The 14099-nt window shown below is 61.8% G+C and carries 10 protein-coding genes; 8 read left to right on the forward strand and 2 right to left on the reverse strand.

Annotated elements, in window-relative coordinates; all coding sequences use genetic code 11:
- The first annotated feature begins 10 nt into the window (after nt 1-10).
- Nucleotides 11-364, forward strand: a complete 354-nt coding sequence (locus FHT69_RS00445) for a DUF6867 family protein (RefSeq protein WP_025570339.1) — start codon at nt 11-13, stop codon at nt 362-364.
- A gap of 120 nt (nt 365-484) precedes the next feature.
- Nucleotides 485-1600: a branched-chain amino acid ABC transporter substrate-binding protein gene (locus FHT69_RS00450; protein WP_025570341.1), complete on the forward strand. Its 1116-nt coding sequence runs from the start codon at nt 485-487 to the stop codon at nt 1598-1600.
- Nucleotides 1601-1887: 287 nt separating this feature from the next.
- Here FHT69_RS00450 and FHT69_RS00455 read toward each other — a convergent pair whose 3' ends face one another.
- On the reverse strand, nt 1888-2805 hold the full coding sequence (locus tag FHT69_RS00455; RefSeq protein ID WP_025570343.1) for a DNA-binding response regulator: 918 nt from the start codon (nt 2803-2805) through the stop codon (nt 1888-1890).
- On the reverse strand, nt 2798-6184 hold the full coding sequence (locus FHT69_RS00460) for an ATP-binding protein (protein WP_168333392.1): 3387 nt from the start codon (nt 6182-6184) through the stop codon (nt 2798-2800). Before FHT69_RS00460 ends, FHT69_RS00455 begins: the two co-directional genes overlap by 8 nt.
- Nucleotides 6185-6363: 179 nt before the next feature.
- Between FHT69_RS00460 and FHT69_RS00465 the strand changes: the two genes are divergently transcribed.
- From FHT69_RS00465 to FHT69_RS00490, 6 genes are all read left to right on the forward strand, one after another.
- Nucleotides 6364-8268 carry a phosphatase PAP2 family protein gene (locus FHT69_RS00465; protein WP_168333391.1) on the forward strand — a complete coding sequence of 635 codons (1905 nt, stop codon included), beginning with the start codon at nt 6364-6366 and terminating at the stop codon, nt 8266-8268.
- A gap of 188 nt (nt 8269-8456) precedes the next feature.
- Nucleotides 8457-9749, forward strand: a complete 1293-nt coding sequence (gene urtA, locus FHT69_RS00470; protein WP_025570349.1) for an urea ABC transporter substrate-binding protein — start codon at nt 8457-8459, stop codon at nt 9747-9749.
- A 199-nt stretch (nt 9750-9948) separates the two neighbouring features.
- Nucleotides 9949-11568, forward strand: coding sequence for an urea ABC transporter permease subunit UrtB (urtB, locus tag FHT69_RS00475; protein ID WP_183904753.1), 1620 nt, complete (start codon nt 9949-9951; stop codon nt 11566-11568).
- Nucleotides 11565-12728 (forward strand): urea ABC transporter permease subunit UrtC, encoded by a 1164-nt coding sequence (urtC, locus tag FHT69_RS00480; RefSeq protein ID WP_025570352.1) that lies wholly within the window; start codon nt 11565-11567, stop codon nt 12726-12728. The genes urtB and urtC overlap by 4 nt, the downstream gene beginning before the upstream one ends.
- 5 nt (nt 12729-12733) lie before the next feature.
- Complete coding sequence (gene urtD / locus FHT69_RS00485) at nt 12734-13489, forward strand: urea ABC transporter ATP-binding protein UrtD (protein WP_025570354.1); 756 nt, start codon at nt 12734-12736, stop codon at nt 13487-13489.
- Between the two features lie 76 nt (nt 13490-13565).
- Nucleotides 13566-14084, forward strand: a complete 519-nt coding sequence (locus tag FHT69_RS00490; RefSeq protein ID WP_025570355.1) for a hypothetical protein — start codon at nt 13566-13568, stop codon at nt 14082-14084.
- Nucleotides 14085-14099: the final 15 nt, after the last annotated feature.

The raw sequence follows: 14099 nt of genomic DNA on the forward strand, positions 1-14099 counted from the left end.
AGAGTTTGATATGCAGGGACTTTTCTTCGAAGGCGATGCCGGCTCCCTTGTGGCGATCCGCGTCATCGTCGTGCTCTTGGGCTTCTGGACGGCTTGGCGTGCCGGCAAAGCGGTCGCCGAGAGCTGGAACAACTATCCGCTGGCCGTCGTCTACACCTTCCTGTTGGCCTGGGCGATGCAGTTCCTGCACCACGCCCTGTTCAACGGGCCGATGCTCGACGCTTTCTACTACATCATCGATTTCGTGACGCTGCTGGTCTTCTCGACGGCCGGCTTCCGCTACCGTCGCACCAATCAGATGGTCAACAACTATTACTGGCTGTACGAAAAAACTTCCGCGTTCTCGTGGAAGGACAAACATTGACAGTCCGTTGAAACTAGGCATGAATTGCCTTCCGAGTGGAACAGCTTCCCTGGTGCAGTCAATGGTGGGTAATGCGCCGGGTCTTGGACCGAAACCCGCCCAAAAATTGGGAGTAACAATATGAAGAAGTCTCTTCTGTCGGCAGTGGCTCTGACGGCGATGGTCGCCTTCAGCGGCAACGCTTGGGCCGACGTCCTCATCGCTGTCGCTGGTCCGCTGACTGGTCCGAACGCCGCATTCGGCGCTCAGCTTCAGAAGGGTGCCGAGCAGGCGGCTGCCGATATCAACGCCGCCGGCGGCATCAACGGCGAGCAGATCAAGCTCGAGCTCGGCGACGACGTCTCCGACCCGAAGCAGGGCATTTCGGTCGCCAACAAGTTCGTTGCTGACGGCGTCAAGTTCGTCATCGGCCACTTCAACTCGGGCGTTTCGATCCCGGCTTCGGAAGTTTATGCCGAAAACGGCATCCTCGAAATCACCCCGGCCGCAACGAACCCGAAGTTTACCGAACGGGGCCTCTGGAACACGTTCCGCACCTGCGGCCGTGACGACCAGCAGGGCGCCATCGCCGGCAAGTATCTTGCCGACCACTTCAAGGACGCCAAGATCGCCGTCGTTCACGACAAGACCCCCTATGGTCAGGGCCTTGCCGATGAAACCAAGAAGGCGATGAATGCCGCCGGTCTCACCGAAGTCATCTATGAAGGCATCAATGTCGGTGACAAGGACTTCTCCGCCCTCATCGCCAAGATGAAGGAAGCCGGCGTCTCGATCATCTATTGGGGTGGTCTGCACACGGAAGCCGGTCTCATCATCCGTCAGGCAGCCGACCAGGGCCTGAAGGCGACGCTGGTTTCGGGTGACGGTATCGTTTCGAACGAACTGGCCTCGATCGCTGGCGACGCAGTCGCCGGTACGCTGAACACCTTCGGTCCCGATCCGACGCTGAACCCGGCCAACAAGGAACTCGTCGAAAAGTTCAAGGCCGCCGGTTTCAATCCGGAAGCCTACACGCTCTATTCCTACGCTGCGATGCAGGCGATCGCCGGTGCCGCCAAGGCTGCCGGTTCGACAGACGCAGAAGCCGTTGCAACGGCCATGAAGGAAAAGGGTCCGTTCCCGACCGTTCTCGGCGACATCTCGTTCGACGAAAAGGGCGACCCGAAGATCCCCGGCTACATCATGTATGAGTGGAAGAAGGGCCCGGACGGCAAGTACAGCTACTTCCCGCAGTAAGCTTCGCTTCCCCAATATGGGACATGACTATCGAAGCCCGGTTCCGACCGGGCTTCTTTTTTTGAATGTTTACATTCTCTTTCCTGGTTTGCTCGGCGTCACGAGGCCGAACCGATATGCCGGAGGCGTTACGGCGGATGGAGAACTCCGGGCATCGCCACGGAAGAGACGCGGACTGCGACGGCCAGGTGTCAGGCATGTCTGCGAACACCTGTCAGCTATGTATCAGGGCCGTACAACAGGTGGGGAGATGGCCGGTAGGCCAGAGGGGGACTTTTGATGTTTCCTCACATCTCGTGCAGCACATGCGTTGCCTTTACGGCGGCTGATGCCCGGTTCTCGACGCCGAGCTTCACGTAGATCTGTTCGAGGTGCTTGTTGACCGTGCGCGCCGACAGTCCCAATATTTCGCCGATGTCGCGGTTGGCCTTGCCTTTGGCGATCCAGAGCAGCACTTCGGATTCGCGCTGGGTGAGCGAGAAGCGCTGGCGCAGCACCTCGTCGTCGCTGCGCTGATTGGCGGCGGTGAGGCGGAAGAGATATTCGTCGGGACCGATCGCGCCGAGGAAGGCGAGCTGGAGCGCCGCCTGGCCGGCATGGGCGATCGAGATGATGCCGTCACGCACTGCGGCGACGCGGTCGCGCATCCAGCCGGCGATATGGCGGACGACGATGTCCATGCCGTCATCGCTGCCCATGGCGGCATTGACCAGCCGTGTCGCTTGCGGCGTCGACCAGTGGATGGCGCCGTCGCCCTTGACTGCCAGCAGATGGCGGCCGGCTGCATCCAGCGCGATGCGGGCGCTTTGGGCCGAGCGAGCGTTGCGCAGATGCACGCGGATGCGGGCGCGCAGCTCGTCGATGTTGATCGGCTTGCTGAGATAATCGACGCCGCCGGATTCCAGCGCGTGCACGACATGCTCGGTTTCGGTCAGGCCGGTCATGAAGATGACGGGCACCTGCGCCACCGCGGCATTCGCCTTCAGCCGGCGGCAGGTCTCGAAGCCGTCCATGCTGGGCATCACCGCGTCGAGCAGGATGAGATCGGGGGTGATGCGCTCGACGATACCGAGCGCCGCCGCGCCAGATGTGGCGATCAGCACGGAGAAGCCGGATTGTTCGAGCGCGTCGGTCAAGAAGCCGAGCGCTTCGGCTGAGTCGTCGACGAGCAGAACTATGTCGCGGGGCAGGGCCGGCTCAGCCAATGGATTCCACCTTTTCGTCGAAGTCGTGCAGGAAGGTCATGAAGCCGGCGAGATCGAAGGCGGCGACATAGACGCGAAGCTGCTCGGTGAATGGCTGATTTGCCTCCACCTTGGCAAGATCCGAAAGCTTGGCTTCGATGCCTCTGATATAGCCGATTTCGCCAAGCCGCAGCAATTCCTGCACATGGGCGGCACCTGGGCTCAGCATCGGCGCTTCGATCTTGACAGGAATGGCAGGAGCGGCGTCGGCATAGATCCATTTCAGCCCAAGATGCAGGGCGAGCTTGTCGCGCAGTTGGCGGATGTCGACCGGCTTGCCGATCGCGTCGTTGTGGCTGTCGTCACTGTCGATCAGAGCGGCCGCGTCGCCGATATTGGCCGAAAGCATCAGCACTGGCGCCGTCTGACCGGCCTCGCGCAGACGCGAGACGAGCTGCCAGCCGTTCATCCCGGGCATCAGGATGTCGACGAGGAAAAGATCCGGTATGATGCCCTCGATCAGCGTCAGGCATTCGCCGCCGCCTGCCGCCGTCAGCACGATGAAATCGAGAGGCGCCAGGATTTCGCGCATCATCTCGCGATGGTCTTCGTTGTCGTCGACGACGACGAGCGTGCGCCGCGGGCCGTCGTAGCCGGCGATCCGCTTTTCCTGCGGTGCCGCGGCCGCAACGCGCATGACGGCAGACAGCATCAGCCGCACGCGGAAGGTCGAGCCTTCGTCCTTCACGCTCGAAACCGAAATCTCGCCGCCGAGCGTGTTGGTCAGAAGCCGGGTGATGGTGAGTCCCAGGCCGAGCCCCGGCATCGGCCGCACGCTTTCGGCCTCGCCGCGCTGGAAGGGTTCGTAAATGCGGGGCAGGTCTTTCTCGGTAATGCCGCGGCCGGTATCGGCGACGGTGAAGGTCGCGACTTGGCTGCGATAGCCGACATCGAAGGTGACGCTGCCTTCGTCGGTGAATTTGATGGCATTGGAGAGCAGGTTGACGAGGATCTGGCGCAGGCGTTTTTCGTCGGTGCGGACGAATTGCGGCAGAGCGGCGGAGCGCTCATGGATGAAGGCGAGCCCTTTTGCATGCGCTTGCGGGCGGAACATATCGACGATCTGGTCGAGGAAATCCTGGATGTTGATCTCGTTGGAATAGACCTGCAGGCGGCCAGCCTCGATCTTGGAGATATCGAGCAGGCCGTCGATCAGCCCGGAAAGGTGTTCGGCGCTGCGGCGGATGACCTTGATCGAGGATTGGCGCGGCGCCGGGATGGTCTCGTCACGCTCGAGAATCTGGGCATAGCCGAGCACGGCGTTCAGCGGCGTGCGCAATTCATGGCTGAGCCCGACGACATAGCGGCTCTTGGCGCGGTTGGCGGCCTCGGCCGTCTCCTTGGCATTCTGCAGGGCGGCGTCGGTCTTCTTGTGGGCGGCAATTTCCTTTAGCAGCAGCGTGTTCTGGCGCGAGGATTCCTCCTCGGCGACGACGCGGCTGTCATGGGCGAGCACATAGAACCAGCAGACGACGCCTGAGATCACCGAGAAGACGAAGAAGACGATGAGGATCGTCCGGTTGACGACCTCGGCCGTCTCGGGTGAGGCGGCGGCGACCTGATGGGCGATCATCGCCAGGATCGCGCCGATGGCGGTCAATGCCAGCACGACGGCGATGCCGTAACGGCCGAGGCGCGTCGTCAGCTTTCCGACAATTGTATCCGGCAGCAGCGCCTTGGCGACGGTGCCGACCTGCGCGTTGAAACGGGCGGCCGGCTTGCACATGTCGTGGCAGCGGCTGTCGAGCGAGCAGCAGAGCGAGCAGATCGGTGCGGCATAGGCCGGGCACCAGGCCATGTCCTCCGGTTCGAACGGGTGTTCGCAGACCGAGCAGGTGATGTTCGTCAGGTTCTTCCAGCTCTGGCGCGGCTTGCGGGCGAGGTAGAATTTGCCTTTGGTCGCCCAGGCGATGACGGGCGACGCGATCAGCGCGATGACGAGGGTGATATAGGGGGCGAGCGAGGCGGCGATCTCGCCGAAGGCGCCGAAATGGGCAATCAGCGATACCGTCGCCGACAGCGTCATGGCGCCGAGGCCGACGGGATTGATGTCGTAGAGGTGGGCGCGCTTGAACTCGATGCCGGGCGGCGCCAGCCCCAGCGGCTTGTTGATGAACAGATCGGCGGAGATCGTGCACAGCCAGGCCATGGCGATGATCGAGAAGATGCCGAGCGTCTCCTCCAGCAGCCGGTAGATGCCGAGTTCCATCAGAAGCAGGGCGATGGCGACGTTGAAGACCAGCCAGATGACACGGCCGGGGTGGCTGTGGGTCAGCCGCGAGAAGAAATTCGACCAGGCGAGCGAGCCGGCATAGGCGTTCATCACGTTGATCTTCAGCTGAGAGACGACGACGAAGGCGGCCATCAACAGCAGCGCCGCATTGTGCCAGGGGACCATGTAGCCGAAGGCGGTCAGATACATTTGCGCCGGGTCGGCGGCGCGGTCGAGGGGGACGCCCGAGGTGAAGGTGAGCACGACCAGGAAGGAGCCGGCAAGCAGCTTCGGCGCGCCGATGATGACCCAGCCGGGGCCGGCCAGAAAGACCGCCAGGCGATGGCGCCACTTGCGCTGCGGGTCCGGCGGCAGGAAGCGCAGGAAGTCGGCCTGTTCACCGATCTGCGACATCAGCGCCAGGATGACGGCGGAGGCCGCGCCGAACTCGACCAGATCGAATTCGGCGATGGTGCCCGGCGGGCCTGAGGCGTGGCGAATGCCGGCGAAGGCGCGCCAGAGATCGAATTTTTCCCAGTCCAAAAAGGCGATGAAGATGAAAGGCAGGATATTCAGCACGATCCAGAAGGGCTGGGTCATCAGCTGGAACTTGCTGATCAACCGCACGCCGTGCGTCACGAGCGGGATCACCATGACGGCGCTGATGATGTAGCCGATCCAGAGCGGGATGCCGAGGGTAAGCTCCAGCGCCCCGGACATGATCGATGCCTCGATCGCAAACAGCATGAAGGTGAAGCTCGCATAGATCAGCGAGGTGATGGTCGAGCCGATATAGCCGAAGCCTGCGCCGCGCGTCAGCAGATCGATGTCGACGCCGTGGCGGATGGCATACCGGCTGATCGGCAAGCCGATCGCCAACATGGCGATGCTGGCGACGATAATGGCATAAAAGGCGTTGGTGGTGCCGTAGGAGAGGGTGATCGCACCGCCGATCGCCTCAAGCGCCAGAAAGGAAATCGCGCCGATCGCCGTCTGCGAGATGCGCTGCGAGGAGAAATGGCGGGCGCTTTTGGCGGTGAAGCGCAGCGCGTAATCTTCCAGCGTCTGGTTGGCGACCCAGCGATTATATTCGCGTCTTACCGGAATGATGCGTTGGCGCGCTGCCATGTCTTCCTTTCGGCATTCCGGTTGGGGCTCATCGTCTCTCCGGCAGTTTTGGCGGGATGGGCGGGAAAGGCAAGAGGCGGGTGCCGGCTGGTTCACAGAATGGCAATATTTTTGCAATTGATCTGTCACATAAGCGCTCTAACTCTCTCGGCGTTCGTTCAACCATTTCGGGTATCACCATGTCTGTTTTAAGCCTTTGCCGCCTGAGCACCGCCCTTGTCTGCCTTCTTTCCATCGTGCCATCGCTTGCCAGCGCCGAGCAGGCCACGGCGGCGAAAGTTCCTTATGCGGAGGCTGGAAACACCAACAAACGTGGTGACGCCTGCTTCTCGACGGCGGACACCAATGCCGCCGTTCACCTCCTCTCCGGCTTCCTCGAAATCTGGACCCCGCGCACGCCTTTCGTCGATGCGGGTGTCGAAGCCCCGGCCAAGGACAATTGTCCGGCAGTCGCCAAGACGGATTGGGACGGTATTCCCGCCAGCAAGACCGACGGCCATATCGTCAACCAGGCCGTCCATGACGCCAACATCGCCTATGTCGTCAATGCGACGCGGGCGCGGACGGCCGATCAGGCGTTGGCCGCCTATCTCGACGATCGGCGCGGCAAGAATGCCAGCATCGTCGATGGTCTCGGTCCGCTGACGGATGCCTGGAAGGCCGGCTCGAAGCAGACCACCACGATCACCGAGGTGGCGGCTGATGCGACGACGGTCAAATACGACGATAAGGGCAACAATCGCGGCGCCGGCAGCAAGCCGGACACGGAAAACAAGACCGATGCCAACCCCGACATGGGCCTTGCGATCGACTTCATCAACGCCGCAAGCGGTGACGGCTCGACGGAGCCTGCCAAGCGCTATTTCAAATATGGCCGTCCCTACCGCTGGAGCCAGGATGTGTCGGTCGTCCCGACGCTGGAGCCCGCCAAAAGCGGCAAGCCGGTCGAAGACGGCGGTTTCCCGAGCGGGCATACGGCGGAAGCCTGGCGGGATGCACTGGCCATGGCCTATCTCGTGCCGCAGCGCTTTCAGGAAATGATCACGCGCGCCAGCGAACTGGGTGAAGACCGCATCCTTGCCGGCATGCATTCTCCTCTCGACGTGATGGGCGGCCGCATGCTCGGCACCGCCACGGTCGTCTACAATCTGAACAAGGCCGACAACTCAGCGCTGAAGAGCGATGCGTATGCCCAAGCGCAGGCATGGCTCATCGCCAAATCAGGCGTTGCGGATGCGGCTGCGCTCGAAGTCGCCGCGCATGCAGCGCCGCTCGCGGCAGACCGTTTTGCCGATCATGACGCCAACCGCGCTTACGTGCTGCAGCGCCTGGGCTACGGCCTGCCGACCATCCATGCAACCGATCAGCCGGCGCGCGTGCCGCAGGGCGCCGAAGCGCTTCTCGAAACGCGTCTGCCCTATCTGGATGGCGCGCAGCGTCGCGACGTGCTTGGCACAACGGCGATTGCGTCCGGCTATCCGCTCATCGACGACGCGGAAGGGTACGGCCGCCTCAACCTGTTTGCCGCCGCCGATGGCTATGGCGCGTTCGAGCAGGATGTCACCGTGACGATGGACGCGGCAGAGGGCGGTTTCAATGCGATCGATACCTGGCGGAACGATATCGGCGGCAAGGGCAAGCTGGTGAAGCGCGGCAGCGGCATTCTCGGGCTTTCGGGCGCCAACAGCTATGCCGGCGGCACCGTGCTGGAAGATGGCGTGCTGGTGGCCGGCTCGCCCTCGGCCTTCGGCACCGGCGGGCTGACGGTCAATAGCGGTTCGCTCGTTCTGGCGGCTGACAAGCCGTTGACCGTAGGCGGCGATTATCAACAGCTCGCCAATGCGACAGCGAAGCCGACGCTCGGCGCTAACGGCGCAGGCGCGCTGGTCGTCGCAGGCAAGGCGGTGCTGGCCGGCGATCTCGACGTGACGCTTGCCGATGGCTATGCCCCGACGCCGGGAACGAAGATCGAGATCTTGAAGGCGAATGCCGTGACCGGCACCTTTGGCAAGCTCACGGTCTCCGGCCACAAGGCGAGCCTCTCCTACAGCCCGACAACGGTTACCTTGACGATCGACGGATAATTTCCGGTATCGAGCGGACAGGGCATCCCTGCTGTGGGATGCCCTTCCTGCCCTGGCCTGTCTGTTTGACCCCCGCACCTACGTCATTTTGCGTATGTGTTTTTGCGCTGCAGCACCCGATAGTCCCTTAAGCAACAGTTAATCTCCGTTTCCGGCCTGTTGCGGAACAAGAAGAGGGGCTCAACCTGATGAATCTCAAAACCACTATCACCGGTGCTGCGCTCGGCGCCGTCATGGCGGCATCGGCCGCTTTCAGCGGGGCGATTGCCGCCGACGACACGATCAAGGTCGGCGTATTGCATTCGCTCTCCGGCACCATGGCGATTTCCGAAACGACGCTGAAAGATGCCATGCTGATGCTCATCGACGAGCAGAACAAGAAGGGCGGCCTTCTCGGCAAGAAGCTCGAGGCCGTCGTCGTCGATCCGGCTTCCGACTGGCCGCTGTTTGCCGAAAAGGCACGCGAACTGATCGAGAAAGACAAGGTCGCTGCCGTCTTCGGTTGCTGGACCTCGTCTTCGCGCAAATCCGTGCTGCCGGTTTTCGAAGAGCTGAACTCGCTGCTCTTCTACCCGGTGCAGTATGAAGGCGAAGAATCCTCGCGCAACATCTTCTACACCGGTGCGGCTCCGAACCAGCAGGCGATCCCGGCCGTCGACTACCTGATGAACACCGAAGGCGTGAAGCGCTTCGTGCTCGAAGGCACCGACTACGTTTATCCCCGCACGACCAACAAGATCCTCGAAGCCTATCTCGAAGCCAAGGGCATTCCGAAGGAAGACATTCTCGTCAACTACACGCCGTTCGGTTTCTCCGACTGGCAGACTGAAGTCGCCAAGATCAAGGAATTCGGCTCGGCCGGCAAGAAGACTGCCGTCGTCTCCACCATCAACGGCGACGCCAACGTTCCCTTCTACAAGGAACTCGGCAACCAGGGCATCAAAGCCACCGACATCCCCGTCGTCGCCTTCTCGGTCGGCGAAGAAGAGCTTGCCGGTCTCGACACCAAGCCGCTCGTCGGTCATCTCGCCGCCTGGAACTACTTCGAGTCGGTCGAAAGCCCGGCCAACAAGAAGTTCATCAAGGAATGGCATGCGTTCACCAAGAACGACAAGCGCGTGACGAATGACCCGATGGAAGCCGCCTATATCGGCTTCAACGCCTGGGTCAAAGCTGTCCAGGCTGCCGGCACCACCAATACCGATGCCGTTCTCGACAACATCATCGGCGTCACCGTTCCGAACCTCTCCGGCGGCTATGCCACCGTCATGCCGAACCACCACATCACCAAGCCGGTGCTGATCGGTGAAATCCAGGCCGACGGCCAGTTCGAAATCGTCCAACAGACGCCTGCCGTCGTCGGCGACGAATGGTCGGACTACCTGCCCGACTCCAAGGACCTGATCTCCGATTGGCGCAAGCCTATGTCCTGCGGCAACTTCAATGTCGCGACCGGCAAGTGCGGCGGCAAGGGCTCCTGAGCGAGCTGACCTGACACGAGCCTGAAGACTTCCGTCCGGATTGCAAATCCGGGCGGAAGCTCCGTCCCCGGCGGTCGCTGCCGAGAAGGCAACGCTGGAGCAATTCCAACAAAGGTGCACAGCGGTTCTGTGTCCGGAATTGCGTGAGAACACTGAGATAGAGCATTTCACACTATGCTCTGGTTAGGCGGGAAAGCCGATGTATCGCGCCATCAAGATTTTTCTTTTGACCCTTTGCCTGACCCTCTCGGGGCTGACGGCCGGCCTGAAGGCTCAGGACGATATCCATGCCCTCGTCGATGCGCTCGGCACCGGCGGGTTTCCGGAGCGCGAAGCCGCCATCAAGGCGCTCGTCGCCTCGAAGGATGCGCATGTCAGCCAGATATTGCAGCAGTTGAGCGACGGCCTGCTCTATGTCAATTCCGAGGAGGGCGGTCCAGTTCTCGTCCAAGGCGGCACCGAAGACGAGCCGACCTTTTCCGATCCGATCACCGGCGAGGCTGTCGCCGATCTCGATCCCGACATGATGTCCAAAGTCCGGATCAACAATTCCGTTCGTACCCTGATCGGCACCATCATGAGCCAGTTGACGCTGCTGAGCCCCGATCGCGGCGCTCGCCTTGCTGCGGCTCAAGGCCTGCTGAAGGATGCCGATCCCGCCAACCTTGATCTGCTTAATTCCGCGCTGGCGGGTGAGAAGGACGCCGAGATCAAGAGCACCATGGAAGCGGCCCGTGCCGTGATGGTGCTGAAGGGCGATGTCAGCGCCGCCGAGAAGAAGGAGGCGATCGATACGGTCGCAGCCCGCGGCGGTCGCGACGCCCTGACCATTCTGACCACGGCGTTGACAACGGCGCCCGAAGATCTGAAGCCCGTCATCCAGGCGCATATCAGCTCGATCAACCGCAGCTTGGCGCTCTGGGATATCGTCCAGAACGTCTGGTACGGTCTGTCGCTCGGCTCGGTGCTGCTGCTAGCGGCAATCGGCCTTGCCATCACTTTCGGGGTCATGGGCGTCATCAACATGGCGCATGGCGAAATGGTGATGATCGGCGCTTACACCACTTATGTCGTGCAGGAATACATCACCTCGACCTTTCCTGAGCTTGCCGATTATTCGCTGGCCTTTGCGGTGCCGTCCGCCTTCATCTTCACCGGCTTCGTCGGCCTGATCATCGAGCGTGTCGTCATCCGCTATCTCTACGGCCGGCCGCTGGAAACCTTGCTTGCCACCTGGGGCGTATCGCTGATCCTGCAGCAGGCGGTGCGCAGCTATTTCGGCCCGACCAACCGCGAGGTTCGCAATCCGAGCTGGATGTCCGGCACCTTCGATTTCGGCGGGCTTGCCATCACTTGGAACCGGCTCTGGATCATCGTCTTTTCGGTCGTGGTATTCCTGACGCTGCTGATGCTGCTGAAGCGTTCCGCCTTCGGCCTGCAGATGCGGGCGGTGACGCAGAACCGGCGCATGGCCTCCTCAATGGGCATCCGGACCGGCTGGGTCGACGCCTTCACCTTCGCGCTCGGCTCCGGCATCGCCGGCATGGCGGGTGTCGCACTCTCGCAGATCGATAACGTCTCGCCGAACCTCGGCCAGAGCTACATCATCGACAGCTTCATGGTCGTCGTCTTCGGCGGTGTCGGCAATCTCTGGGGCACGCTGGTCGGCGCGCTTTCGCTCGGCGTCGTCAACAAGTTCCTCGAGCCTTTCGCCGGCGCCGTGCTCGGCAAGATCCTGGTGCTCGTCCTCATCATTCTCTTCATCCAGAAGCGTCCGCGCGGGCTCTTCGCACTCAAAGGAAGGGCGGTGGAAGCATGATTACGGCCTTCCTTCTCCGGTCTCTCGATCGCAGGATCTCGATTGCCATCGCCCTGTTGCTGGCGGTCGCCATTCTCGTACCGGTGCTCAATCTGGCGACCGGCCCGACCAACCCGCTGCACATCCCGACCTATATCATGGCGCTGTTCGGCAAATATCTGACCTATGCGCTGCTGGCGCTGGCGCTCGATCTCGTCTGGGGCTTCTGCGGCATCCTCTCGCTCGGCCACGGCGCCTTCTTCGCGCTCGGCGGTTATGCGATGGGCATGTATCTGATGCGCCAGATCGGCTCGCGCGGCGTCTACGGCGATCCTGTCCTGCCCGATTTCATGGTGTTCCTGAATTGGAAGGAGCTGCCCTGGTTCTGGTACGGTTTCGACCAGTTCTGGTTTGCGGCGCTGATGGTGCTCGCCGTGCCCGGCCTGCTCGCCTTCGTCTTCGGGTGGTTCGCCTTCCGCTCGCGCGTCAACGGCGTCTATCTTTCGATCATCACCCAGGCGATGACTTATGCGCTGCTGCTGGCCTTCTTCCGCAACGATATGGGCTTCGGCGGCAACAACGGCATGACCGATTTCAAGGACATCCTCGGCTTCAACATCCAGGCGGACGGCACGCGTGCGAGCCTCTTTGCGGCGACCGCGATCTTCCTGGCCCTGTCGCTGATGATCGCCTCGGCGATCGTGCGCTCGAAATTCGGCAAGGTGCTGGTCGGCGTGCGCGATGCCGAAAGCCGCACGCGCTTCCTCGGCTACCGCGTCGAGCATTTCAAGCTCTTCACCTTCGTCGTCTCGGCGATGATGGCAGGCATTGCCGGCGCGCTCTACGTGCCGCAGGTCGGCATCATCAATCCGGGCGAATTCGCTCCTGCCAATTCGATCGAAGTCGTCATCTGGACGGCGGTCGGCGGGCGGGCGACGCTGATCGGGCCCATCATCGGCGCGATCCTCGTCAACGGCGGCAAGACGATCTTCACCGGCCTCTTCCCGGAGATCTGGCTGTTTGCGCTGGGCGGCCTTTTCGTCGCCGTGACGCTGTTCCTGCCGAAGGGCGTCGTCGGCACGATTGCGCAATATCTCGGCAAGCAGAAGCTTGTCTCCAAGGCTGCCCCGCCGGCGGCTGAAGAAGACGACATCGAGCCGAAAATCCAGGCAGCGGAGTGAGCACAGTGATTCCCGACGTCAAACCCACCAGCGTGCTTTATCTCAACGGCGTGTCGGTTTCCTTCGACGGCTTCAAGGCGCTGAATTCGCTGTCGATCGTTATCGAGCCCGGTGAGCTTCGCGCCATCATCGGCCCGAACGGCGCCGGCAAGACGACGATGATGGATATCATCACCGGCAAGACCAGGCCCGATGAGGGCGAGGTGTTCTTCAACGGCACGATCGACCTGACCAAGAAGGATGAAGCCGATATCGCCCAGCTCGGCATCGGCCGGAAATTCCAGAAGCCGACGGTCTTCGAAAGCCATACGGTGTGGGACAATCTGGAGCTTGCGCTGAACCGGCGTCGTGGTGTGTTCCCGACGTTGTTCTACCGGCTTTCGGGCGAGGACAAGGCGCGCATCGAGGAGATCCTGGAAACGGTGCGGCTGACGCACCGCCGTGACGAATTCGCCGCCAACCTCTCGCATGGGCAGAAGCAGTGGCTGGAGATCGGCATGCTGCTGGCGCAGGAGCCGAAACTCCTGCTGGTCGACGAACCGGTGGCCGGCATGACCGATGCGGAAACGGCGGAAACGGCGGTCCTGCTCAAGGATATCGCTAGGACCCGCTCGGTCGTCGTCGTCGAGCACGACATGGGCTTCATCCGCGACCTCGGCGTCAAGGTGACGTGCCTTGCCGAAGGCTCGGTGCTGGCGGAAGGGTCGATCGATTTTGTCAGTTCCGATCCGAAGGTGATCGAGAACTATCTGGGGCGGTGATCAGTGCAACTTGGAGACTTGAACCTGACAAAAGAAGACGCTCTAAAACGGGCGGGTTTTACTGTGGGGTTTCATCATGGCTTTTCTCGGTATTCTGGTTGTGGCGCTCAGCGGCGCGGTCGTCTGGTATTGGCGTTTGAAAATGGCGCGTGAAGCGGGAAACGAGATCATCGATTCGGTCGAGCGGATGCGGGGCGCTTATAAGCGCAAAAAGTTTCGCAAGCAGGCCGAAGTCGCGCCGCTGGCCTCGATCGCCGATCCGGCGATTGCGGCGGTGGCCTTTTTCTTCTGCCTTGCCAAGGAAAAGCCGATGTATGTCGACGCTGCGAAGGATGTCGTTCGCAACCGCATGAAAGGCATCATCCGGCCGGGCGACATGGAAGAGGTGCTGGTTTTCGGCGAGTGGGCGTCCAAGAACGTCACCAGTCCCGAAGATCCGATCCGCCGGTTCCGGCCTCTCTGGATAGAGGCGCTCGACATGCAAGAGCGTCAGCAATTGATCGGTATTGCCGAGGACGTGGCCGCGGTCGGCGGCGAGAGAACGACGGAACAGGAGCACGCCCTGCAGACGCTGAGGCGTGGCCTAATGAACTGATGGGGAATGGGTGAA

Source organism: Rhizobium sp. BK008, from assembly GCF_014197345.1.
Taxonomy (GTDB): Bacteria; Pseudomonadota; Alphaproteobacteria; order Rhizobiales; family Rhizobiaceae; genus Rhizobium; species Rhizobium anhuiense.

Excerpts from the sequence above, each read along its gene's own strand:
- FHT69_RS00450 (WP_025570341.1), top strand. The coding sequence starts at position 485 with ATGAAGAAGTCTCTTCTGTCGGCAGTGGCTCTGACGGCGATGGTCGCC.
- urtA (WP_025570349.1), top strand. The coding sequence starts at position 8,457 with ATGAATCTCAAAACCACTATCACCGGTGCTGCGCTCGGCGCCGTCATG.
- FHT69_RS00465 (WP_168333391.1), top strand. The coding sequence starts at position 6,364 with ATGTCTGTTTTAAGCCTTTGCCGCCTGAGCACCGCCCTTGTCTGCCTT.
- FHT69_RS00445 (WP_025570339.1), top strand. The coding sequence starts at position 11 with ATGCAGGGACTTTTCTTCGAAGGCGATGCCGGCTCCCTTGTGGCGATC.
- urtC (WP_025570352.1), top strand. The coding sequence starts at position 11,565 with ATGATTACGGCCTTCCTTCTCCGGTCTCTCGATCGCAGGATCTCGATT.
- FHT69_RS00490 (WP_025570355.1), top strand. The coding sequence starts at position 13,566 with ATGGCTTTTCTCGGTATTCTGGTTGTGGCGCTCAGCGGCGCGGTCGTC.
- urtB (WP_183904753.1), top strand. The coding sequence starts at position 9,949 with ATGTATCGCGCCATCAAGATTTTTCTTTTGACCCTTTGCCTGACCCTC.
- FHT69_RS00460 (WP_168333392.1), bottom strand. The coding sequence starts at position 6,184 with ATGGCAGCGCGCCAACGCATCATTCCGGTAAGACGCGAATATAATCGC.